The sequence below is a fragment of the Tersicoccus phoenicis genome (assembly GCF_001968835.1).
GTDB lineage: Bacteria > Actinomycetota > Actinomycetes > Actinomycetales > Micrococcaceae > Tersicoccus > Tersicoccus phoenicis.
The window spans coordinates 14,225-36,695 of record NZ_MRDE01000002.1 but is presented as its reverse complement, the minus strand read 5'-3'; the positions used below and the strand labels follow the sequence as shown (position 1 = coordinate 36,695).

Annotated in this window: 17 protein-coding genes and 2 pseudogenes; 13 read left to right on the top strand and 6 right to left on the bottom strand. The window is 71.9% G+C overall.

Annotation, left to right across the window (positions count from 1 at the left end):
- Nucleotides 1-125: 125 nt before the first annotated feature.
- A pseudogene (locus tag BKD30_RS00165) lies at nucleotides 126-485 on the bottom strand (RtcB family protein); the annotation flags it as partial.
- Nucleotides 486-522: 37 nt separating this feature from the next.
- On the opposite strand from BKD30_RS00165, the gene BKD30_RS00160 reads away from it, so the two are divergent.
- On the top strand, nucleotides 523-843 hold the full coding sequence (locus BKD30_RS00160) for a hypothetical protein (protein WP_143587988.1): 321 nt from the start codon (nucleotides 523-525) through the stop codon (nucleotides 841-843).
- A 115-nt stretch (nucleotides 844-958) separates the two neighbouring features.
- Here BKD30_RS00160 and BKD30_RS00155 read toward each other — a convergent pair whose 3' ends face one another.
- Nucleotides 959-3,574 (bottom strand): DNA gyrase/topoisomerase IV subunit A, encoded by a 2,616-nt coding sequence (locus tag BKD30_RS00155; RefSeq protein WP_083955861.1) that lies wholly within the window; start codon nucleotides 3,572-3,574, stop codon nucleotides 959-961.
- A 160-nt stretch (nucleotides 3,575-3,734) separates the two neighbouring features.
- Here BKD30_RS00155 and BKD30_RS00150 point away from each other — a divergent pair, with 160 nt between their 5' ends.
- The 4 genes from BKD30_RS00150 to BKD30_RS00135 all read left to right on the top strand — a co-directional run bounded on the left by BKD30_RS00150 (nucleotide 3,735) and on the right by BKD30_RS00135 (nucleotide 9,200).
- On the top strand, nucleotides 3,735-6,461 hold the full coding sequence (locus tag BKD30_RS00150; protein ID WP_076700312.1) for a bifunctional acetate--CoA ligase family protein/GNAT family N-acetyltransferase: 2,727 nt from the start codon (nucleotides 3,735-3,737) through the stop codon (nucleotides 6,459-6,461).
- Nucleotides 6,462-6,603: 142 nt separating this feature from the next.
- A complete protein-coding gene (locus tag BKD30_RS00145) occupies nucleotides 6,604-7,281 on the top strand; it encodes a DUF5998 family protein (protein ID WP_076700308.1) in 678 nt (225 codons plus the stop codon).
- Nucleotides 7,282-7,288: 7 nt separating this feature from the next.
- On the top strand, nucleotides 7,289-8,524 hold the full coding sequence (locus tag BKD30_RS00140; protein WP_235861208.1) for an alkaline phosphatase family protein: 1,236 nt from the start codon (nucleotides 7,289-7,291) through the stop codon (nucleotides 8,522-8,524).
- Nucleotides 8,517-9,200 carry a thymidine kinase gene (locus BKD30_RS00135; protein WP_076700304.1) on the top strand — a complete coding sequence of 228 codons (684 nt, stop codon included), beginning with the start codon at nucleotides 8,517-8,519 and terminating at the stop codon, nucleotides 9,198-9,200. Before BKD30_RS00140 ends, BKD30_RS00135 begins: the two co-directional genes overlap by 8 nt.
- On the opposite strand, the pseudogene sepH reads toward BKD30_RS00135, so the two are convergent.
- A pseudogene (sepH, locus tag BKD30_RS16800) lies at nucleotides 9,142-10,509 on the bottom strand (septation protein SepH); the annotation flags it as partial. The gene BKD30_RS00135 and the pseudogene sepH sit on opposite strands and share 59 nt — an antisense overlap.
- Nucleotides 10,510-10,871: 362 nt before the next feature.
- Here sepH and BKD30_RS00125 point away from each other — a divergent pair.
- Nucleotides 10,872-11,171, top strand: a complete 300-nt coding sequence (locus BKD30_RS00125) for a DUF4193 domain-containing protein (protein WP_076700296.1) — start codon at nucleotides 10,872-10,874, stop codon at nucleotides 11,169-11,171.
- A 147-nt stretch (nucleotides 11,172-11,318) separates the two neighbouring features.
- Here the strand turns inward: BKD30_RS00125 and BKD30_RS00120 are convergent, their stop codons facing one another.
- On the bottom strand, nucleotides 11,319-11,876 hold the full coding sequence (locus BKD30_RS00120) for a DUF3093 domain-containing protein (RefSeq protein WP_083955860.1): 558 nt from the start codon (nucleotides 11,874-11,876) through the stop codon (nucleotides 11,319-11,321).
- 73 nt (nucleotides 11,877-11,949) lie between these two features.
- On the opposite strand from BKD30_RS00120, the gene dut reads away from it, so the two are divergent.
- Genes dut through BKD30_RS00100 form a run of 4 tightly spaced genes read left to right on the top strand, consistent with a single transcriptional unit; the run spans nucleotide 11,950 to nucleotide 14,444 of the window.
- Nucleotides 11,950-12,447: a dUTP diphosphatase gene (dut, locus tag BKD30_RS00115; protein WP_076700292.1), complete on the top strand. Its 498-nt coding sequence runs from the start codon at nucleotides 11,950-11,952 to the stop codon at nucleotides 12,445-12,447.
- A complete protein-coding gene (locus BKD30_RS00110) occupies nucleotides 12,444-13,319 on the top strand; it encodes a DUF3710 domain-containing protein (RefSeq protein WP_235861207.1) in 876 nt (291 codons plus the stop codon). The genes dut and BKD30_RS00110 overlap by 4 nt, the downstream gene beginning before the upstream one ends.
- Nucleotides 13,312-13,593 carry a CAP domain-containing protein gene (locus BKD30_RS00105; protein ID WP_076700288.1) on the top strand — a complete coding sequence of 94 codons (282 nt, stop codon included), beginning with the start codon at nucleotides 13,312-13,314 and terminating at the stop codon, nucleotides 13,591-13,593. The genes BKD30_RS00110 and BKD30_RS00105 overlap by 8 nt, the downstream gene beginning before the upstream one ends.
- Nucleotides 13,590-14,444 carry a DUF3159 domain-containing protein gene (locus BKD30_RS00100; protein WP_173892967.1) on the top strand — a complete coding sequence of 285 codons (855 nt, stop codon included), beginning with the start codon at nucleotides 13,590-13,592 and terminating at the stop codon, nucleotides 14,442-14,444. The genes BKD30_RS00105 and BKD30_RS00100 overlap by 4 nt, the downstream gene beginning before the upstream one ends.
- Here the strand turns inward: BKD30_RS00100 and BKD30_RS00095 are convergent.
- Nucleotides 14,410-15,102 carry a potassium channel family protein gene (locus BKD30_RS00095; RefSeq protein WP_076700284.1) on the bottom strand — a complete coding sequence of 231 codons (693 nt, stop codon included), beginning with the start codon at nucleotides 15,100-15,102 and terminating at the stop codon, nucleotides 14,410-14,412. The two genes, BKD30_RS00100 and BKD30_RS00095, sit on opposite strands and share 35 nt — an antisense overlap.
- A gap of 8 nt (nucleotides 15,103-15,110) precedes the next feature.
- Nucleotides 15,111-15,785, bottom strand: coding sequence for a potassium channel family protein (locus tag BKD30_RS00090; RefSeq protein WP_076700280.1), 675 nt, complete (start codon nucleotides 15,783-15,785; stop codon nucleotides 15,111-15,113).
- Nucleotides 15,786-15,923: 138 nt separating this feature from the next.
- Between BKD30_RS00090 and BKD30_RS00085 the strand changes: the two genes are divergently transcribed.
- From BKD30_RS00085 to BKD30_RS00075, 3 genes are all read left to right on the top strand, one after another.
- Nucleotides 15,924-17,909 carry an APC family permease gene (locus BKD30_RS00085; RefSeq protein ID WP_076700276.1) on the top strand — a complete coding sequence of 662 codons (1,986 nt, stop codon included), beginning with the start codon at nucleotides 15,924-15,926 and terminating at the stop codon, nucleotides 17,907-17,909.
- Nucleotides 17,906-19,435, top strand: a complete 1,530-nt coding sequence (locus tag BKD30_RS00080) for a class I SAM-dependent RNA methyltransferase (protein WP_083955857.1) — start codon at nucleotides 17,906-17,908, stop codon at nucleotides 19,433-19,435. Before BKD30_RS00085 ends, BKD30_RS00080 begins: the two co-directional genes overlap by 4 nt.
- A gap of 160 nt (nucleotides 19,436-19,595) precedes the next feature.
- Nucleotides 19,596-22,433, top strand: coding sequence for an aconitate hydratase (locus BKD30_RS00075; RefSeq protein ID WP_076700269.1), 2,838 nt, complete (start codon nucleotides 19,596-19,598; stop codon nucleotides 22,431-22,433).
- Nucleotides 22,434-22,471: the final 38 nt, after the last annotated feature.

Genomic DNA, 22,471 nt, shown 5'->3' with positions numbered 1-22,471 from the left:
CACGATCTCCTTGATCGGCATGCCCTCCGCTCGATGCAGACGACGGATCTCGGCCCAATCTTCCACTGCTATCACCCTCCAAGGGTTCACACGCCGAGGGTCAAAATTCATCCGACGCACAGGGGTCAGTATTCACGCGTCGTCAACACCAGGTCCGCCGCGTCGGCCATCACCCGGTCGATCGGCTTGTAGGCCTGCGGGATCTCATCGAGGAACGCGTCGGTGTCCCGGTATTCGATACCGGCCATCGCCTCGCGCAGCTGCTCGCGGGTAAATCTGCGTCGAGCCGCCGACCGGGAGTACTCCCGCCCCGCCCCGTGCGGTGACGAGTTGAGCGAGAGCGGGTTGCCCTTGCCCTCAACGACGTAGAACGCCGTGCCCATCGACCCGGGGATGAGCCCGGGTCGGCCGGCGTCGGCCATGATGGCTCCCTTCCGCGACACCCACACCCGCTTGCCGAAGTGGACCTCGGACGCGCTCACGTTGCTCGGAGCGGGGTGGTCTTGGCTCCTCCCGGGATATGTGGAGAGCACCATCGATCCCGCGACGGGGCAGATCACGGGATCGACCACGCACCTCCTTCTCTTCACCATGGGCCCGAGGGCCGCTGGGGCCCTGGCGGCAGCAGTGGTGTTGACCGCGGTTCCCCTGCTGGTCCGACGGCGACCGGTGCGGCCGGTCGCCGCCTGGATCGGTGCCCTGATGGTGCTCCTGGCAGTGGCGACCATCGGATGGAACGTGGGCTGGTTCCTTCTGCCCGCGGCAGCCGCGACGGTCGTCGCCGCCGTCCTACCGAACGGACCGCGGAAGCGCCGCCGGCGTGACGGGCTTACTGCGGTCTGACATGGACTCCGGGTTGGCTACCGTGGCTCTCCTTGGACATCGAGCTCGAGATCAACGAACGCCGCGATGATCGCGTGCCGGATGCGCCCGGCGGCTTCGGAGGCGGGCCAGCTGCTCACCAGAGCGTCTCACTGTCATCGACCGTGGCGTCGGTGCCTGCCTCGGCGGCAGTCGCGTCAGTGACGGGAGCGTCGACGGGCCCCTCCTCCGGGAACGACGTCTGAACCTCCGCCGGGGCCACCGCCGCCTCCGGCGCCGGGCCGATCGCGTCGATCGCCTGACCCGCCGGCACTCCGGAGCCGTCCCGCCGACCGTGTTCGGTCGGCAGTGCCCGGGACGCGCCGTTGGCGGCCGCCGCCCGGGCCGGGCCGTGCCCGGCCCACGCCAGCGCCAGCTCCTCCTCACCCTTGAGGAACCGGTGCGCCCGCACCCCGGCGGTGCCGCGGCCCTTGGCCGGGTACTCGCTCAGCGGCGTCACCTTCACGGAGGGGCCCGTCTCACCCGACGAGGGCGGCGCCGTCAGCGTCACCACGACGGCGTCGGGATCGTCGGCGGAGACCACGCCGAACGCGATCACCGCGTCCCCAGCGCCGAGCTTGATGCCCGCCACCCCGCCGGCCGTCCGACCCTGGGGCCGGACGAGTCCGGCCGCGAAGCGTAGCAGCTGGGCGCGTCGGGTGAGGAAGACCAGCTCGTCCGGGTCCGTCGCGGGGGCCACCCCGACGACGCTGTCACCGGCCTTGAGGGTGATGATCTCCCAGCCGTCCCGGTTCAGGGGGTAGTCCGGGCTCACGCGCTTCACCACGCCGCCGGCGGTGGCCAGGGCGAGCACGGAGCCCAGCGGCGCGAACCCGATCAGCGACTCCCCTCGTTCGAGGGTGAGGAACTCCTTGACGGGCACCCCGCCGGCGAGGTTCGGCGTGCCGGCGGTGGGCGGAAGCTGCGGCAGGTCCACGACCTGCACCCGCAGCATCCGCCCGGTGTTCGTCACCGCACCGATCTCCGCCCGCGCGGTGGTGCGCAGCACCGTCCGCCACGCGTCGTGCCGCTGCCGGGGAGCCTGGACCGGCAGAGCCGCGTCGTCCGAGGTCCGGGCCACCTGCCCCGACGTGGAGAGCAGCACCCAGCACGGGTCGTCGGCGATCTGCAGGGACGCCGGGGCTCCCTTGCCTGCCGAACCGGCCGGGCCGGCAGACACGGCGGCGGGCAGGGCCGGGGCGGCGTCGGCCTCCAGCAGCACCGTCCGCCGCGGCGTCCCGTAGGTGGCGGCCACGTCGGCCAGCTCGTCGGAGACCACGGTCCGCAGTCGCGCGTCGGAGCCGAGGATCTCCTCCAGCTCGGCGATCTCGGCCCGCAGCTCCTCCTGCTCCTTCTCCAGCTCGATCCGGGAGAACTTCGTCAGCTGCCGCAACCGCAGCTCGAGGATGTAGCTCGCCTGCGCCTCGGAGAGGTCGAAGATCTCCATCAACCGGGCCCGCGCGTCCGCCGTCTCGTCGGAGGAGCGGATGATCTGGATGACCTCGTCGATGTCCACCAGGGCGATCAGCAGGCCCTCGACCAGGTGCAGCCGGTCCTTCCGCTTGGCCAGCCGGTACGCGGTCCGTCGCCGCACCACCTGCAGCCGGTGGTCGACGAAGACGCGCAGCATCTCGACCAGGCCGAGGGTGCGCGGTTGCCCGTCCACGAGGGCGACGTTGTTGATGCCGAACGAGTCCTCCAGCGGGGTCAGCTTGTACAGCTGCCCGAGCACGGCCTGCGGGTTGAAGCCGTTCTTGATCTCGACGACCAGCCGCAGCCCCTTCTTGCGGTCGGTCAGGTCGACGATGTCGGAGATGCCGGCCAGCTTCTTCGCCTGCACGGCGTCCTTGACCTTCTCGATCACCTTCTCCGGGCCCACCAGATACGGGAGTTCGGTGACGACGATGCCGGTCTTGCGGGCGCTGACCTGCTCGATCGAGACGGTGGCCCGGGTCTTGAACGAGCCGCGACCGGTCCGGTAGGCATCCCTGATCCCGTCCAGCCCGACGATCCGGCCGCCGGCCGGCAGGTCCGGCCCGGGCACGAACCGCATCAGGTCCTCGACGCCGGCCTCGGGGTGGGCGATCAGGTGCCGCGCCGCCTCGATCACCTCGCCGAGGTTGTGCGGCGCCATGTTCGTCGCCATGCCGACCGCGATGCCGGAGGATCCGTTGACCAGCAGGTTCGGGATGGCGGCCGGCAGCACCTCCGGCTGCATCAGCTGGTTGTCGTAGTTCGGGACGAACTCGACGACGTCCTCGTCCAGGTCCGCCGTCATCGGCAGCGCGGCCGAAGCCATCCGCGCCTCGGTGTACCGGGCGGCCGCGGGCCCGTCGTCCAGCGACCCGAAGTTGCCGTGCCCGTCGATCAGCGGCAACCGGAGGGTGAAGGCCTGCGCCATGCGGACCATGGCGTCGTAGATCGCCGCGTCCCCGTGCGGGTGCAGCTTGCCCATCACCTCGCCCACCACGCGAGCGCTCTTGACGTGCCCGCGGTCCGGCCGCAGACCCATCTGGCTCATCATGTACAGGATCCGCCGCTGCACCGGCTTGAGCCCGTCCCGGGCGTCGGGCAGGGCCCGGGAGTAGATCACCGAGTACGCGTACTCGAGGAACGAGGTCTCCATCTCGGCGGAGACGTCGACATCGAGAATGTTCTCGACGAAGTCGTCGGGGGGCGGGCCGTCGTGCGGGGTCGACTTGCGGCGTGCCATGGGTCGGTGATCCTCCTGCCGCGGCCCGCGATCATCGCCTGTCCGGCGGCGCGCGAGGACCGTCGGTGCGTGTCTCGTGATGCGGTCGTGCGAGCGGTGACGCGTCGCGGCGAACAGGCGGGGACAGACAGCGCGACGGCGTGCACCGTACTGTGAGTCTATGGCGAACGGCGCCCCGACCCGCGGATATCCCCAGCACTGGGAAGCGGACGTCGTCCTGCGCGACGGAGGCACGGCCCATCTGCGGCCCATCCTGCCCCGGGACGCCCCGGCCCTGCAGGCCATGCACATGGCCCAGTCCCAGGCCTCGATCTACCTGCGTTTCTTCACCTACAAGTCCCAGCTCTCGGAGCGGGAACTGGCCCGCTTCACCGAGGTCGACCACGTCAACCGGGTGGCCTTCATCATCACCATCGGGGACGAGATCATCGGGGTCGGCCGCTTCGATCGGATCCACGACACCGACGACGCCGAGGTCGCGTTCAACATCTCCGACCACCATCAGGGCCGCGGCATCGGGTCGATCCTGCTCGAGCACCTGGCCGCCGCCGCCCGGGAGAAGGGCATCCGCACGTTCGTGGCCGAGGTCCTGCCGGAGAACCGGAAGATGCTCACCGTCTTCGCCGACGCCGGCTACGAGGTGCAACGCCACTTCGAGTCCGGCGTGGTCGAGGTCAGCTTCGACATCGACCCCACCGACCGCTCCCGTGCCGTGATGGAAGCGCGCGAGCACCGCGCCGAGGCGCAGTCCGTCGCCGGGTTGCTCGCGCCCCGCACGATCGCGGTGATCGGCTCGGGAGGGGACCAGCGCCGGGCGGCCGACCTGCTCGCTCACATCCGGGCCGGCGGCTTCGCCGGCGCGGTGTACGCGGTCACCCGCGACGGCACGGTCACCGACGGGGACGGCGGCACCGGGGCCGTGACCACGGTGGCGGCCCTCGCGGACGTCCCGGGGCCGGTGGATCTCGCCGTCGTCGCCGTCCCCTACGACGACGTCCTGCCCACGGTGCGCGCCTGTGCCGCCGCGGGGATCCGCGGGTTACTGGTCGCGACCGGTGGTTACGCCGACGACGTCGCGCACGGGCTGGATCGGCAGCACGAGCTGGTCCGGGTCGCCCGGGCCCACGGGATGCGGGTGATCGGCCCGGCCTCGCTCGGCGTGGTCAACACCGATCCCGAGGTCCGGCTCAACGCCTCGGGACTCGCCCCGGTCGACCGCGGGGTCCTCGGCGTCTTCACCCAGTCCGCCGCGCTGGGCGTGCTGATGGACGCGGCAGCCCGCCGCCGCCGACTCGGCGTCTCCCACATCGTCTCCACCGGCAACCGCGCCGACGTCTCCGGCAACGACCTGATGCAGTTCTGGGAGGACGACGCCAGCACCACGGTGGTGGGGCTCTACCTGGAGTCCATCGGCAATCCCCGCAAGTTCTCCCGCATCGCCCGCCGGCTCGCGCGCAGCAAGCCCGTCATCGTCGCGAAGTCGGACACCATGGGCCTGCAGCTACCGCCGGGGCACGTCGCGCGCACCAGTCAGGCTCCCGCCGGCGCCCTCGACGCCATGATGCGCCAGTCCGGGGTGATCCGCGTGCGTACCAGCGAGAAGCTGATGGAGGTGGCGCAGCTGCTGGTCAGCCAACCGCTGCCCGCGGGGGGCTCGCTCGGGGTGGTCGCCAACTCGCTGGCCCTGGGCGACGTCGTCGCGGACGCCGCCCACGAGGCCGGCCTGCATCTGGCGCGGATGCGCGCGGACGTGGCGCTGGGCACCGACCCGGAGGCGTTCGCCGAGACGGTGCGGTCCGTGCTGGCCGACGACGCCGTCCACGTGCTGCTCGTCAGCCTCCTGCCACTGGGCGACGTCCCGGTCGAGACGTGCGCGCGCATCATCGCCGACGCCGGCACCGAGGCCGGCAAACCGGTGGCCGCGGTGTTCACCGGCGCGGACGGCAGCGGTTGGTCGGAGGGCGTCGCCGTGATCGGGGAGCTGGACCCGGCGCCCGTCACCGGCGAGCCCGAGCTCCCCCGGCAGCCGGGACTGCCCTGCTTCATCGGTCCCGGCGCCGCCATCCGGGCCATCGCCGCCGTGGCCGGCTACCGGAACTGGCTGGACCGGCAGGACACCGACGTGGTGGATCCGCCCGGTCTGCGGCGCAAGGAGGCGGCCGCCCTGCTGGCCGGCTGGCTCGCCGACGCGAGGGGGGCGGAGCTGACCACCCTCGACGCGGACCGCACCGCCGCCCTGCTCGACTGCTACGGCATCGCCGTCCTGCCCGCCGTCCCGTTCAGCACGGCGGACCAGGCGGTCGCTGCCGCCGACGCCGTCGGCTGGCCGGTGGTGCTCAAGACGACGGACGAGCACCTGCGCCACCGGTTGGACCTCGGCTCGGTCCAGCTGAACATCCCGGACGCGGCCGCCCTGCGCTCCGAGATCGCCCAGATGTCGGCGGTGCTCGACGCCCACGGTGCCTCCGGGATGGAGGTCCAGGCCATGGCCCCCACCGGGCAGGGCTGCGTGTTGCGCGGTATCGAGGACCCGCTGCTCGGCCCCGTCGTCTCCTTCGGTGTCGCCGGCGACGCCGTGGACCTGCTCGACGACTGGGGGCATCGGGTGCCGCCGCTGACCGGGACCGACGTCGTCGACCTGGTCCGTGCGCCGCGCGCGGCCCGCAAGCTGTTCGGCCACCACGGTCAGCCCGCCGTCGACGTGGCCGCCCTGGAAGACCTGGTGGCGCGGTTCGCCGCACTGAAGGACGAGCATCCGGAGGTGAGCGTGATCGAGTTCAACCCGGTGCTCGCCGCCGCTTCCGGGCTGACCGTGCTCAGCGCGTGTGTCCGGATCGGCAACCCCGCTCAGCGCACCGACAGCGCTCGACGCGCGTTGCGCAGTTGATCGGATCGAGCCCGGGAATCCGGCCCACGCCGTACCGGAACCGTGCCAGGCCCGTGGCGGCCGAGAGCGAGGCCCGCGCCCGCCGTCCACAGTCGGCCGGGCCTCGCCGCGCCGTCGGCGGCGGTTCTGAGAGACTGTCGGTATGCAACCGACCATCGGCTCGGCGGCCGGCGCCGCCCGGAAACTGAAGAAGACCCTCGACCACGCCGGCTTCTACCCGGCCCTCGTCCTGGACGTCATCCTCGACGCTCTGGACGGCCGGGAGCCGGCCGGCGACCTGGTGCACCTGGAGACCCATGTCGAACGCACGGAGGTGCACCGCCACATCACGGTGCTTGTCCTCACCGAGGACATGCTGGTCGTGACCCAGGCCGACGACCAGCACCTGGAGGAGGACGGCGCGGAGCCGCTCGCGCACGTGTCCACCGAGTCCGTACCCCTTGCCGCCGTCACTTCCGTGGTGCTCTCGGCCGCCTGGGCCCGGCCGCACGAGTACCGGCCCGCCGATCAACCGCGGGAGGTCACCCTCGCCATCTCGTGGAGCGGTGCCCAGCGCCTGGATCTCGTGCCCGCCGGCTGCACCGACCCCCAGTGCGACGCCGACCACGGCTACACCGGGACCGCCGCCCTCGAGGACCTGGTGCTGCGCATCAGCGCCGACGCGGACGGTCCCGACGCCGTCGAGGCGGCCCGGCGGTTCGCGCGCAGCATCCGCGCGGCCAGCGCCGTCCCCGGTGGCACTCACCCGCGGTCCGCTCCCGCCCGCGGCGGGGTCTCCACGCGGCTGGGCCGGACCCAATCGCCCCACCCGGGTGTCTGACCCCGCGGTGACCGATCCGCCAGGCCGGCGCGACGTCGGCCTGGAGGGGCTCGCCGGGCCACCGGATTACGAGCGTCGCGCCGTCTCCGCGGTCTTCACCAGCGCCGCGGCCGCCGTGGGCGTGCCCGGATTCACCGACACCCTGGGCCTGCCTGCTGCCTCCCGGGTGTGCGTGTTCATGGTCGACGGCATGGGCCACGACCAGCTCACCCGGCGTTCGGGCCATGCGCCCGTGCTGCGCTCCCTGCTGGCGGGGGACCACGGCGCCACCACCCGGGTGATCGACGCGGCGTTCCCGTCCACCACCGCAGCCTCCCTCGCCGCGCTCGGCACCGGGTTGGCCCCGGGCCGGCACGGGCTCGTGGGGTACGACGTCCTCGACCCCGACCGCGACATCGTCGTGAACATGCTCGGCGGCTGGGACCCCGCCATCGACCCGGCGCGGTGGCAACCGCACCCCACCGTGTTCGAGCGGGCCGCCGCGCACGTCCCGGTCTCCACGGTCAGCCAGGCCCGGTTCGAGCACTCGGGGATGACCCGCGCGGCGCTGCGCGGAGCCCGGTTCCGTCCGGCGAGCACGCTGCAGGCCGCGACCACGGTCGCCACCGAGGCCCTGGCCCCGGCCGGGCCGCACCTGCTCTACCTCTACGCCAACGACCTGGACAAGGCCGGGCACCGGTACGGGGTGAACTCGCCGGCCTGGGAGCACGCCCTCGAGGAGATCGACGGTGCCGTCGGGCGGCTGCTCGCCCGGCTGCCCCGCGGCACCGTCCTGCTCATCACCGCCGACCACGGCATGGTCGACGTCGACGAGGCGCACCGGATCGACGTGTCCGCCGATCCCGGGTTGATGAGCGGGGTCCGGCACACCGCCGGCGAGCCCCGGCTGTTGCAGCTCTACCTGGCCCCCACCGCGGACCCGGCCGAGGTCACGGCCCGGTGGCGGGAGCGGTTCGGCCGGGTGGCCTGGGTGACGGACCGGCAGAGCCTGATCGAGTCCAGCCACCTGGGCCCGGTCGACCCCGACGTCCTGCCCCGGATCGGTGACGTCCTGGTCGCCGCTCGCGAGCCGGTGGCGTTCTACGACCGGGCCCGGGTGGGGGACGGCCCGATGCGGATGGTCGGGCAGCACGGGTCCTGGACCGGCGCGGAACGGCGCGTCCCCCTGATCACCGTGGTCGCGGGCGGCACGGCCTCGGCCGGGAGCGCGGGCAAGGACAGCCGGGGCAGCCGCCGTGGCTGACCTGATCTTCTTCACCGGCACGATGGACTGCGGCAAGTCCATCCTCGCGCTGCAGACGGACTGGACGCACAGCGCCCGTGGCCGCAACGGGATCCTGTTCACCCGGGAGGACCGGGCCGGGACGGCGACCGTCTCCAGCCGGCTCGGCCTGACCACCCCGGCCGTGGAGGTGACCGACGCGACCGACTTCTGGGACGAGGTGGTGCAGCGCCGGGTGCACGCCCGTACCGTCGACTACCTGATCTGCGACGAGGTCCAGTTCTATCGCCCGGAGCAGGTCGAGCAGCTGGCGCGCGTGGTGGACGAGCTGGATGTCGACGTGTTCGCCTTCGGCATCACCACCGATTTCCGCACCCGGCTCTTCCCCGGGTCCGCCCGGATGGTGGAACTGGCCGACCGGATCCGGCTGCTGCAGGTGGAGGCGCTGTGCTGGTGCGGCCGCCGAGCCACCCACAACGCCCGCACGGTGGACGGCATCATGGTGCTCGAGGGGGAGCAGGTGGTGGTCGGTGACGTCGACGTGGACGGCAGGCGCTCGACGGTCGCGGTCAGTCGCCCCGCTTACCGAAGACGATCTCGTCCCAGCTCGGCACGCTGGAGCGGCGGGCCTTCGCCTTGCCGCCCTGATCGCTCTCCGGCCGGCTCTTCTTCTCGGGCTGGTCGCCGGCGGCGGTGACCGAGGCGTCATCGGAGCCGGGGACCCGGTCACCCGCGTCGCTGCCGGACCTGCCGCTGCCCGACTGGTCACTGCCCGACTGATTGCCGGCGGACCCGCCGGAGCCCGACGCTTCGCCGCCGGACTCGTCTCTGCCCGACTGGGCGGTGCCGTCGGCGCTGGTCACGTCCGCGGGCTCCCCGTCGTTGCCCGCCCGGCCGGTGTCCGTGTCGCCGGGTTCGCCGGCCGCCTCGAAGCCCAGTAGGTCCTCCACGGAGACGTCCTCGGCCGCGTCGCCTCGCCGGCCGCGGCCGCGTAGCCGGGACCGGCCGGACCCCCAGCGGTGGCCATCCCGGCCGCGGGCCGCGGCGGGGCCGGCGTCCTCGTCCGAATCGTCCGGCAGCCGCTGACCGTCCTCGTCGATCGACGCCGCCGGTTGGCGTCCGGCTTCGCCCTCGTGGCCGCCGCGCTCAGTGGCGTCCTGGTCGGCGTCCCGACCGGTTCGCGGGTGCGCCGCGGGCACCGGCCCCTGACTGAGCAGCAGCGCGAGGGCGTCGTCCGATTCCTCGTCGCTGCCCAGCCGCTGCCCGCGCCGCGACCGCAGCACGTCCAGCAGGTCGGCGGACTCGTCCTCGACCTCGGGCTCGGACTCGACGTCGAACACGGCATCGGTCACGGCGGCCAGCCGACGCGACGGGATCGGCCCGCCCAGGGGCTCCAGCTCACTGAGGACCTGCGCCCAGCGATTCGCGTTGGCCAGATGCTTGCGGGACGGGTCGAACACCCACCGGGCGGGGGGCTGTTCACCCAGGTCGATCGCTGACTCCTCGGGCAGCTCGAACCGGGCGACGACGTCCCACGCGCCGTCCTGGCGGCGCCACGCGTCCCACTGCACGGTGGCCGGATCCACGGACAGGGCCCGCAGCCGGGCCGCCACCATCGCCTCGAGCGTGGCCGGCCGGTCGCCGAACACGGACCGATACTCGTCGTGGTGGCTGGGGGAGGCGACCTCCACCTGCCGAGCCAGCCCAGCCAACCAGTCACGTTCGGCACGTACCGGGGTCTCGTAACGGCGGATGTGGTCGAGGTCGTAACCGCTCTCGACGGCGATCTGCTCGGCGCTCGCGCCGGCCCGGATCTGTGCCTGGATCTCCCGCGGGGACAGGGGCACCTTGACCGGCGGGGTCTGCCGAGCCTGTCGCCGGGGCACCCGCTGGGTGGCCACGCGCAGGGTCTCGTCGATCCGCACCTTGTACATGGCGCCGGCGTCGTCACCGAACAGCAGATGGTCACCGTCCTCGTGAACGCCCATCAACCGGAGTTCCTGCATTGAATGCCCTCCACGGCCTGAGAACCAACGGGCGCGAGCGCACGCGCCCCCGTCGAGAACAATGGCACGGAATCGCCCGCCGTTCCACTTCGCGGTGCGTCTCGGCGCGCCCCGAACGGCGGCCGACGGGCGCGTTCTCCCGAGGGCTTCGCCCAGAGCGCAACCAGCGTCACCGGGGCATGAAACCGGGGATCCCGTCGTTGTACCGCGGTGCCGTCGGGCGAGTGAGGAGAACGTATCGGCCCGCCTGCGGAAAAGGGCAGCCGGGCCGTTATAGTATCTTTGCTTCCCGACCAGGGGCCCACACCGTCGATCCGCACGACATCGACCCGCACGAACGACCGGAGCGTGAAGAGACACCAATGGCGACAGACTATGATGCGCCACGCAAGACCGACGACGAGACGAACGAAGACTCCATCGAGGAACTGAAGTCACGGCGCACCGACAACCAGTCGGCGGTCGTGGACGAGGACGAGGCGGAGGCGGCCGAAGGGTTCGAACTGCCCGGCGCCGACCTGTCCGGTGAAGAGCTGCTGATCCGGGTGCTGCCCGCGCAGGCGGACGAGTTCACCTGCGGCTCGTGTTTCCTCGTGCGTCACCGTTCGCAGATCTCGCGGCAGAAGGACGGCATGTTTATCTGCAAGGAATGCGACGCCTGAGCTTCGACCCCGGTCCGTGTCCAGCAGCGGCACGGACCGGCCCATACCGCACTGCCGTACCGACCGGTACGGCAGTTTTTTCTCGTCCTCTACCGATCGTGGCCTGGTCCGGAATCGAGGGAGTGGGCGGAACCGGGAACCGTGCGGTCAGGCTGCCGGGTGGGGAACCGACGTGAGGGCCTCGGCCAGTTGCTGGGGGTGCCGGGTCGAGGTGATCCAGTACGGCGTCGGATCGTTGGCGTCGATGATCTGGACGGTCACCACGGGATCCACCCAACCCCGGATGCACTGGTAGGCGCGAGCGTTCAGTTCCATGCCGCGCTGGATGCGGGCGTCCTCGCCGCTGAAACCGGCCACCTCACCGAGGTAGCGGCGCTCGATCTGGGCACGCCCGACCTGCAGCACCGTCGGGGTGACGACGATGGTGGCGGCGGACCGGGCCAGCGCGAACACGACCAGGGCCGCGAGGATGACGAAGACCACGACGCCGGCCGTCATGTTGATGGGGGCGAACACCACGAGCAAGCCAGCCACGACGCCGATGCACACGAACCACACCCAGAACGGGGGCCACAGTCGCTCCCGGTACAGGACGGCGTCCTCACCCGGGAAGGGAGTGCTCGGCGCGTCGGGTGCGCCGGACGGAGAGGTGGCCGACCTCGGGACGCTGGACGGCTGGGCGGGGTCGTGCTCGGAGCGGGGCATGCGTCCAGCATCCCACCGCGCTCGCGTCCGCAGCCAATCGGCGCCGAGCCGCGGCTGGCTAGAGTGGGGGACTGTGACCGACGAGAACACGCCATCGGATGGACCGCAGCCGGTCCCCGTCGCGGTGCAGCTGCTGGACCCCGGCATCGAACCACCCGCCTACGCTCATCCGGGTGATGCCGGCGCGGATCTGCGCAGCCGCGTCGACCTGGTGCTGGCTCCCGGGGAGCGGGCACTGATCCCGACCGGGGTCGCCCTGGCCCTGCCGTTCGGGTTCGTCGGTCTCGTCCACCCGCGGTCCGGGCTCGCCGCCCGGCACGGCATCAGCATCGTCAATGCGCCCGGCACGGTCGACGCCGGATATCGCGGAGAGCTGATGGTGACCCTGGTGAACACCGATCTGCGCGAGGCGTTCAGCATCGCCCGCGGCGATAGGATTGCCCAGCTGGTCATCCAGCGCGTCGACCACGCCGCCTTCCAGGTGGTGACCGACCTACCGACCTCGGTCCGCGGCGCCGGCGGCTTCGGCTCCACCGGCGGGTTCGGGGTGAAAGGATTGAAGGACGCATGATCTTCGGACGCTCCAAGCGGCGCGGCTCCACCGACCTGCCGATGACCTCGGCCGACCCGGTGGCACCCGCTGACAGCACGGACACCGACACGACGAGCACGGACGCCTCCTTGCGCGAGGCCGCCGATGCCGCGGCACCGCCGGCCGCGACCGACCACACCGATGGCACCGCGACGGACGACACCGCGACCGGCACCGCCACGGCCGACGACACCGCGACCGACCCGGAGGAGTCCGCCGCCCTAGCCGTGGAGGCCCTGGACCGGGCGGAGCACGGGCCCCACGACGTCAGCGAGATCGCGGACCGGGAGGGCTACCTCGATCTGGGGGCGATCCTGATCAAGCCGGTGCAGGGCGTCATGTTGCGCCTCGAGGTGCAGGAGGCGACCAACCGGGTGCTCGCCGCCATCCTCGACCTGGGGGAGAGCAGCGTGCAGCTGCAGGTCTTCGCCGCGCCGCGATCCGCGGGTCTGTGGGACGAGGTCCGGGAACAGATCGCCGCCGGCGTCACCGCCCAGTCCGGCCAGGTCCACGAGGTGCGCAGCCACTTCGGCACCGAACTGCTGGCCGCGGTGCCCGCCGTCGCCGGCGCTGACGCGGGTCTGCGCGTCGCCCGGTTCGTCGGCATCGACGGTCCCCGCTGGTTCCTGCGCGGCGTCATCACCGGCGCCGCCGCGACCGACGAGGATCGGGCCGCGGACATCGAGGCACTGTTCCGGGACGTCGTGGTCGTCCGCGGTGCCGAGGCCATGGCACCGCGTGACCTGCTGCCCCTGACCATTCCCGGGGCCGAGGACGCCGGCACCACGCCGGACGGGTCCGGTCCGTCCGGACCTCCGGAGCGCGGTCCCGAGGTCACCCAGATTGGCTGATCGTCTCCCGGTCGAGGGCCCCCACCGGGTCACCTTGACCGGCAGCCTCGAGTCGGTGACCATCCAGCCGATCGACGCACCCCCCTTCTACGAGGCCGTGCTCGACGACGAGGCCGGCCACCGGGTGCACCTGATCTGGCACGGACAGCGGCGGGTGCCCGGGGTGGACGCCGGAGTCACCCTGCGCGTGGAGGGAACCCTCTCCGAGCAGGGTCACCGGGCCGTCATGTTCGACCCGCGCTACGAGATCCTCGGCGCCGGGGTCGAGGGATGACCGGCGGCCAGGACTCCTGGCCCGCCCCGCGGCCCGGCGACGAGCAACGACGGCAGGACAGCTCCGGCTCGACCGGCACTCCGCCGACCGCGCAGGAGGACGGGACTGCGCCGACCGCGCAGGAGGCCGGGACGGGTGCCGAGGAGGCCGGGACGGGTACGAGCGCCGACGCCGGACACCGCGGCCTCCGGGGCGCCGCCGCCGGCCTGGCCGGCAGTTCCCTGAAGACCGACGACGCCGGCCGGATCGACGTGCTCGCCGCCATCGGGGGACCCCGTGGCATCGTCGAGGCGGTGCTGCCGGGCCTGGTGTTCCTCACCGTCTTCACCGTGACCCGGGCGCTGGGCCCGGCGTTGATCAGCGCCATCGCCTCCGCGGTGGTGTTCACCGTCTGGCGGCTCATCGAGCGGCGTCCCATCGTCCAGGCCGTCTCGGGCCTGGTCGGCGTGGCGATCTGCGCCCTGTTCGCCGATGTGAGCGACCAGCCGCTGAACTACTACGTGCCCGGGTTCTGGACGAACGTGGTGACCATCGTCGTGCTGGTGATCTCCGTGCTGGCCCGCTGGCCGTTGGTCGGCGTGGTGTTCGGCCTGCTGCGCGGCGAGGGCAACGACTGGCGCCTCGTGCCAGGCCGCGCCCGCGCCTACCGGCGGGCGACCTGGCTGCTGATCGGCATGTTCGCCCTGCGACTGGTGGTCCAGTACCCGCTCTACGTCGCCGGTGAGCTGGTGGCCCTGGGCACCACCCGGTTGCTGATGGGGGTGCCGCTGTACGCGCTGACGGTGTGGGTGGCCTGGGTGATCTCGCGGCCGCCGGTCACTGCTCGCCGGGAGAGCCGCCCGCCGCGCTGACCGAGCCGGAGAGGATGGAGCGCAGCTCGTCCTCCGCCTGGATCGTGGTGAGGAAGAACAACTGGTCCCCCCCCTCGATGACGTCGTCGTCGCTGGGGGCGATCGGCACCTCGTCCCGCAGGATGGCGACGGCCGTCGAGTCCTCCGGCCACGCCACGAACCCCATCGTGCGGCCCACCAGCGGCGACTCGTCGGGGACGGTGAACTCCACCAGGGAGGACACCCCGGCCCGGAGGGTGAGCAGGCGGACGATGTCGCCGACCTCGACGGCCTCCTCGACCATCGCCGTCATCATCCGCGGTGTGCTCACCGCGACGTCGACGCCCCAGGCGTCGTCGAACATCCAGTCGTTCTTCGGGTTGTTCACGCGCGCGACCGTCCGGCCGACCCCGAACTCCGACTTCGCCAGCAGGGAGACGACGAGGTTGACCTTGTCGTCTCCGGTCGCGGAGACGACGACGTGGGTGTCCGGCAGGTCCGCGTCGGCCAGCGTGGACAGCTCGCAGGCGTCCCCGATCAGCCACCGGGCCCCGCGCAGGCCCGACCGGCCGATCACCTCGGGCTTGCTGTCGATCAGCAGCACGTCGTGGTCGTGGGCGAGCAGCTCGCGGGCGATGGAGGAGCCCACCGCCCCGGAGCCGACGATGACCACACGCATGGGCACGATCAGTTCACCTCCGTCGCGGGTGCGGTGGCCAGCAGCCTGGTGATCTCGTCCGACCGGTCCACCGGCATCATCACGTGCACCGTGTCCCCCGGTTGGTACGTGGTGTTCGGTTCCGGGAGCATGCCCTCACCGAACCGGGTCAGATACGCCACCCGCACCCGGGCCCTGCCCTCCAGGTCGGCCACCGGCCGGCCGGCCCAGGCCTCGTGCACGGCCACCTCGGCGAGGATCAGCCGCCCGGAGGACTCCCGATAGTCCCCGGCGATCGTCTGTTCGGGCAGGAGCCGGCGGAGCACCTGGTCAGCGGTCCAGCGCACCGTCGCGACGGTGGGGATGCCGAGCCGCTGGTAGATCTCCGCGCGTCCCGAGTCGTAGATGCGGGCCACCACGTGCCGGACGTGGAAGGTCTCGCGCGCCACGCGGGTGGCGAGAATGTTCGAGTTGTCCCCGCTGGAGACCGCGGCGAACGCGTACGCGTTCTCGATGTCCGCGCGCCGCAGCGTGTCCCGGTCGAAGCCGATGCCGCTGACCTTCCGGCCGCTGAAGCTGGACCGCAGGCGCCGGAACGCCCGGTCGTCCTGGTCGATGACGGCCACCGAGTGCCCGTTGTTGTCCAACGTGTGGGCCAGGGACAGGCCGACCCGCCCGCAACCCATGATGACGAAGTGCGCCACGGACGCCGCATCCCTTCTGCTTCGCAACGGTGCTGCCGGTCGGCGCCCGAGAGCGCCACAGGCCATCCTAGCCACGGCCACCGGCGTGGCCCGGCGCCGCTCATGGCGACCGGTGCGAGATCCGTCTACCGTTGCTCTGTGCTGACGTTCTTCAACGCGATCAAGCGGATCCTGGTCGGCAAGCCGTTCCGCAACGATCGCCTGGGCCACACCCTGCTCCCGAAGCGGATCGCCCTTCCCGTCTTTGCCTCCGACGCCCTCTCCTCGGTCGCCTACGCCCCCGACGAGATTCTCCTCACCCTCGCCCTCGCCGGCGTCGGCGCCGTGACCATCTCCCCCTGGGTCGGCCTCGCCGTCGCCGTGGTCATGTTGACCGTGGTCGCCTCCTACCGGCAGAACGTGCACGCCTACCCGTCCGGTGGCGGCGACTACGAGATCGCCACCGAGAACCTGGGCAAGCCAGCCGGATTGACGGTCGCGTCCGCCCTGCTCGTCGACTACGTGCTCACCGTCGCCGTGTCCATGTCCTCGGCCTCCAACTACCTGGTCACCGCGGTGCCCGCCCTGCACGGGCAGCAGGCCGTGCTGGCCGCCCTCGGTGTCGTCCTGCTGGTGCTGGGCAACCTGCGGGGCATCCGCGAGGCCGGCACCGCGTTCGCCGTCCCCACGTACGTCTTCATGGCCTCCATCCTGGGCATGAGCGCCGTCGGCATCATCCAGTCCGCCTTCGGGGTGCTGCGACCGGCCGAGAGCGCCGGCTTCCAGATCGTGCCCGAGGCGGGGCTCGACCAGGGCCTGACCGGGCTGGCCGGGGCGTTCCTGATCCTGCGGGCCTTCTCCTCGGGCGCCGCCGCCCTGACCGGCGTCGAGGCCATCAGCAACGGTGTGCCCACCTTCAAGCGGCCGAAGTCGAAGAACGCGGCCACCACGCTGCTGCTGCTCGGCGTCGTCGCGGTCAGCATGCTCGGCGGCATCCTCTACCTGGCCAGTGCCACCAAGGTCCACATGGCGCAGGATCCGTCCACCCAGTTCCGGGTCAACGGGGCTCCGCTACCCGCGGACTACGTCCAGCACCCGGTGATCAGTCAGCTCGCGGAGGCGGTGTTCTCCGGGGGCACGATCCCGTTCTACATCGTCGTGGCCGCCACCGGCGTGATTCTGGTGCTGGCCTCGAACACCGCCTTCAACGGGTTCCCGGTGCTCGCGTCCATCCTCGCCCGGGACGGCTACCTGCCCCGGCAGTTGCGTACCCGCGGGGACCGGCTGGCCTACTCCAACGGCGTGCTCGCCCTCGGGGCGGTCGCCCTGGTGCTCATCGTCGCGTTCAACGCCGACGTCACCCGATTGATCCAGCTCTACATCGTCGGGGTGTTCGTCTCCTTCACCGCCAGCCAGCTCGGCATGATCCGGCACTGGGGGCGCGCGCTGCGGGTCACCCGGGACGGGCAGGAGCGGCGGCGGATCCTGCGCTCGCGGGCGATCAACACCATCGGGCTGACCATGACGGCGACCGTGCTGGTGATCGTGCTGGTGACCAAGTTCGTCCACGGCGCGTGGATCGCACTGCTCGCGATGGCGGTCATCTACGCCATCATGTGGAGCATCCACGCCCACTACGTCAACGTGGCCCGGGAGCTGACCGTGGACGGCTCCCACGCTGACCGGTCCGTACGGGCGCTCCCGTCCCGGGTGCACGCCGTCATCCCGATCGGTCACGTGCGCAAGCCGGTGCTGCGGGCCCTCGCCTTCGCCCGCGCCTCCCGGCCCTCGACCATCAGCGCGGTCGTCGTCGACGTCGACCCGGAGGAGACGAGACAGACCCTGGTCGATTGGGACCGGCTGCGGATCCCGGTGCCCCTGACCGTCCTCGCCTCCCCGTACCGGGACACCACCAGCCCGGTGCTGCGCTACATCAAGAACCTGCGCCGGGACTCGCCGCGGGACCTCATCGTCGTGTACATCCCCGAGTACGTGGTCGGCAAGTGGTGGGAACAGCTCGTGCACAACCAGACCGCGCTGCGGATCAAGACCCGGCTGCACTTCGAACCCGGCGTCGTCGTCGCGTCCGTCCCGTGGCAGTTGGCCTCCTCCGAGGAGGCCGCGCGCTACCAGGAGATGCTGTGAACGAGCTCGAGCTCGCCCTCGGGCCGATCGCGCACGGGGGGCACACCGTCGCCCGGCACGAGGGGCGCGTCGTCTTCGTCCGGCACGGCATCCCGGGGGAACGGGTCCGGGTCCGGGTCACGGAGGCCGGTCCGACCGCGTCCTTCTGGCGGGCCGACGTGGTCGCCGTCCTCGAGGCCTCCGGTGACCGGCGCCCGCACCCGTGGCCCGAGGCGGACGCGCTCGCGGCCGCCGACGCCGGGACGGTCCCCGTGGGTGGCGCCGAGTTCGGCCACATCGCGCCGGCCCGGCAGCGGCGGCTCAAGCGTGAGGTGCTCGCCGAACAGGTGCACCGACTCGCCGGGCTGGACGCCCCGGACCTGCCGGAACCGGCCGTGGAGGCGGTGCCCGACGAGGACCCGGCCGGCCTGCACTGGCGGACCCGGGTCACCTTCGACGTCACCGCCGACGGGCGCGTGGGCATGCACCCGCACCGCAGCGACGCCGTGCTCCCGGTCGCGACCATGCCGCTGGCGGTGCCGGCCGTCGATGCGCTCGGACTGGCCCGGGTCGACCTGACCGGGGTCGCCCGGGTGGAGGTCGCGGTGCCGTCCGGCCCGGACGGGCGCGGGGGACGGCCGCTGCTGACCCTGTTTCCCGCGACATCCGAACTTGACGACGGCGACGGCGCCGTCACGTTCGGGCCCGTCGAGCGTGGGGGCACCGCTCGTGCCGGCGTGGACCGTGCCGGTGTGGACGAAGCCGGCGTGGATCATGCCGCGCTGCGCCGGATCGCCGCGGCCGTGCCCGGGGCGTCCGTGTGCTGGCTGGGCCCGGTCACGCACCGGGTCCACGCCCTGCGCGGCGAGCCCTGGGTGACCGAACGGGTCGGCGAGCGCCGGTACCGGGTCACCGGCGACGGCTTCTGGCAGGTGCACCGCCGCGCCCCGGACGTGCTCGCCGCGGCGGTCCGCGACGCCCTCGGCCCGGTCGACGGCCTGACCGTGCACGACCTGTACGCGGGCGCGGGCCTGTTCAGCGGGCTGCTCGCCGCGGCCGGGGCGGCCGTCACCTCCGTGGAGGCCGCCCGCGGGGCCAGCGCCGACGCCGCCCTCAACCTGGCCGACCTGCCCGCCGTCACGGTGCGGCACGGCGACGTCGCCCGCTACCTCGGCGGCCCGCCCGCCGGTGGCCGGGGCCGGCCCGGCGGCAACCGGAGAACCCGGGGGCCACGCCAGGGACGCGCCGGCGGCGGACAGCGCCGCGGAGACGACCGCCGCCCGGACGCTCTCGCGATCCCGGGACCGGCCGACGTCGTCGTCGTCGACCCGCCCCGCGTGGGCCTGGACCGGCGGGTCACGGACCGGTTGATCGCCGTCCCGCCCGCCCGGCTCGCGTACGTCTCGTGCGACCCGGCGTCGTTCGCCCGGGACCTCGGCCGGTTCCGCACCGCGGGCTGGCAGGTGCACACGGTGCGGGCCTTCGACCTGTACCCGAACACGCACCACCTGGAGTCGTTCGCCCTGCTCACCCCGCCTCGACGCTGAGGGATCTGGCCGGAACGGGCCACCCCGAACGGCTAGGATGAAGCTGCCCGTCGGCCGAGGCGCCCGCACTCGCGGACCGGCGGCGGGCAGCAACAGGCTTCACCCGTCGCTCCGGTCGGCGGGTCGTCAGTCAACAGGCGGAAGCGAGAGGAGCGTCGCTGTGAGCGCAGTCGACAGTTTTGGTTCCAAGGGCGTCCTGGACGTCAACGGCAAGCAGTACGAGATCTTCCGGCTGAACGCCGTCGAGGGGTCCGAGAAGCTTCCCTACAGCCTCAAGGTGCTGCTGGAGAACCTGCTCCGCACGGAGGACGGCGCCAACATCACCGCCGACCACATCCGGGCCCTCGGCTCCTGGAACCCCGAGGCCGAGCCGGACACGGAGATCCAGTTCACCCCCGCCCGGGTCATCATGCAGGACTTCACCGGCGTGCCCTGCGTCGTGGACCTGGCCACCATGCGGGAGGCCGTCAAGGAGCTGGGCGGGGACCCGAAGCGCGTCAACCCGCTGGCCCCCGCGGAACTGGTCATCGACCACTCCGTGCAGATCGACGTGTTCGGCACCGGCGACGCCATCGAGCGGAACATGGACATCGAGTACCAGCGCAACGGTGAGCGGTACCAGTTCCTGCGCTGGGGCCAGACCGCGTTCGACGACTTCAAGGTCGTCCCCCCGGGCATGGGCATCGTCCACCAGGTCAACATCGAGCACCTGGCCCGCACCGTGATGACCCGTGAGGTGTCCGTGGACGGGCAGGCCCCGGTGCTGCGTGCCTACCCGGACACCTGCGTCGGCACCGACTCCCACACCACCATGGAGAACGGCCTCGGCGTGCTGGGCTGGGGCGTCGGCGGCATCGAGGCGGAGGCGGCCATGCTCGGCCAGCCGATCTCGATGCTCATCCCGCGCGTCGTCGGCTTCAAACTGACCGGCTCCATCCCGGCGGGCGCCACCGCCACCGACGTGGTGCTCACCATCACCGAGATGCTGCGCAAGCACGGCGTCGTCGGCAAGTTCGTCGAGTTCTACGGCCAGGGCGTCGCCGAGGTGCCGCTGGCCAACCGGGCCACCATCGGCAACATGAGCCCCGAGTTCGGTTCCACCGCCGCGATCTTCCCGATCGACGACGTGACCCTCGAGTACTTGCGCCTGACCGGCCGCTCCCGCGAGAACGTGGACCTCGTCGAGGCCTACACCAAGGAGCAGGGCCTCTGGCACGACCCGTCGAAGGAGATCGCCTTCTCCGAGTACCTCGAACTGGACCTGTCCACCGTCGTCCCGTCCATCTCCGGCCCGAAGCGGCCGCAGGACCGGATCGAGCTGACCAACGCCAAGCCGCAGTTCCGTGAGGACCTGAAGAACTACGTCGACAACGGTCACACCGAGCTGCACGGCGTGGACGAGGCCTCCGACGAGTCCTTCCCGGCCTCCGACTCCCCGGCGTTCCACGGCAACCCGCACGACCAGGACGCCGCGGACGAGCCCCGGCGACCGGCCTCCGCCGCCTCCGGGGCGACGGGCCGCCCCTCCAGCCCGGTCGAGGTGACCATGGGCGACGGCCGGCAGTTCGAGCTGGACCACGGCGCCGTGTCCATCGCCTCGATCACCTCCTGCACCAACACGTCGAACCCGTCGGTGATGATGGCCGCCGCGGTGCTGGCCCGGAACGCCGTCGAGAAGGGCCTGGTCTCCAAGCCGTGGGTCAAGACCTCGGTGGCCCCCGGCTCGAAGGTGGTCACCGACTACTACGAGAAGTCCGGGCTGGTGCCCTACCTGGAGAAGCTCGGCTTCTACATCGTCGGCTACGGCTGCACCACCTGCATCGGCAACTCCGGTCCCCTGGAGTCCGAGATCTCTCAGGCGGTGCAGGACAACGACCTGGCCGTCAGCGCGGTGCTCTCCGGCAACCGCAACTTCGAGGGCCGGATCAACCCGGACGTGAAGATGAACTACCTGGCCTCCCCGCCCCTGGTGATCGCCTACGCCCTGGCCGGGACGATGGACTTCGACTTCGCGGCGGACCCGCTGGGCCAGGACGAGAACGGCGCCGACGTCTTCCTCGCCGACATCTGGCCGGACGCGGCCGAGGTGCAGCACATCATCGACGGCTCGATCGACACCTCCATGTTCGACGAGGAGTACGGTGCCATCTTCGACGGGGACGAGCGCTGGCAGCAGCTGCCGACCCCCGCCGGCGACACGTTCGCCTGGGACGAGGACTCCACCTACGTGCGCAAGCCCCCGTACTTCGAGGGCATGGGCGCGGAGCCGGAGCCGGTCGAGGACATCACCGGCGCCCGGGTGCTGCTGAAGCTGGGCGACTCCGTGACCACCGACCACATCTCCCCGGCCGGTTCCTTCAAGTCCGACACCCCGGCCGGCAAGTACCTCACCGAGCACGGCGTGGAGCGCAAGGACTTCAACTCCTACGGTTCCCGGCGCGGCAACCACGAGGTGATGATCCGGGGCACGTTCGCGAACATCCGGATCAAGAACCAGCTGCTCGACGGCGTCGAGGGCGGGTTCACGCGGGACTTCACCAACGGCGGTGAACAGGCCGCGGTGTACGACGCGTCGGTGAACTACCAGGCCGCCGGTACTCCGCTGGTGGTGCTGGCCGGCAAGGAGTACGGGTCCGGGTCCTCCCGCGACTGGGCGGCCAAGGGCACCGCGCTGCTGGGCATCAAGGCCGTCATCGCCGAGTCCTACGAGCGGATCCACCGGTCCAACCTGATCGGCATGGGCGTGCTGCCCCTGCAGTTCCCGCAGGGCCAGTCCGCCGACTCGCTGGGGCTGGACGGCACGGAGACCTTCGCCATCACGGGGGTCACCGCGCTGAACGAGGGCACCACCCCGAAGACGCTGTCCGTCGTGGCGAGCAAGGACGGTGCCGAGGACATCACCTTCGACGCCGTGCTGCGCATCGACACCCCGGGTGAGGCCGACTACTACCGCAACGGCGGCATCCTGCAGTACGTGCTGCGCCAGATCGCCCAGTAGCGGTCAGCGGCCGCCCGTACGCCGGCACTCCAGCCCGC

Bases quoted from the DNA above. Each gene is read 5' to 3' on its own strand.
- BKD30_RS00145 (WP_076700308.1), top strand. From the start codon at position 6,604: ATGCAACCGACCATCGGCTCGGCGGCCGGCGCCGCCCGGAAACTGAAG.
- BKD30_RS00155 (WP_083955861.1), bottom strand. From the start codon at position 3,574: ATGGCACGCCGCAAGTCGACCCCGCACGACGGCCCGCCCCCCGACGAC.
- BKD30_RS00120 (WP_083955860.1), bottom strand. From the start codon at position 11,876: ATGCCCCGCTCCGAGCACGACCCCGCCCAGCCGTCCAGCGTCCCGAGG.
- BKD30_RS00100 (WP_173892967.1), top strand. From the start codon at position 13,590: ATGACCGGCGGCCAGGACTCCTGGCCCGCCCCGCGGCCCGGCGACGAG.
- BKD30_RS00125 (WP_076700296.1), top strand. From the start codon at position 10,872: ATGGCGACAGACTATGATGCGCCACGCAAGACCGACGACGAGACGAAC.
- BKD30_RS00110 (WP_235861207.1), top strand. From the start codon at position 12,444: ATGATCTTCGGACGCTCCAAGCGGCGCGGCTCCACCGACCTGCCGATG.
- BKD30_RS00095 (WP_076700284.1), bottom strand. From the start codon at position 15,102: ATGCGTGTGGTCATCGTCGGCTCCGGGGCGGTGGGCTCCTCCATCGCC.
- BKD30_RS00150 (WP_076700312.1), top strand. From the start codon at position 3,735: ATGGCGAACGGCGCCCCGACCCGCGGATATCCCCAGCACTGGGAAGCG.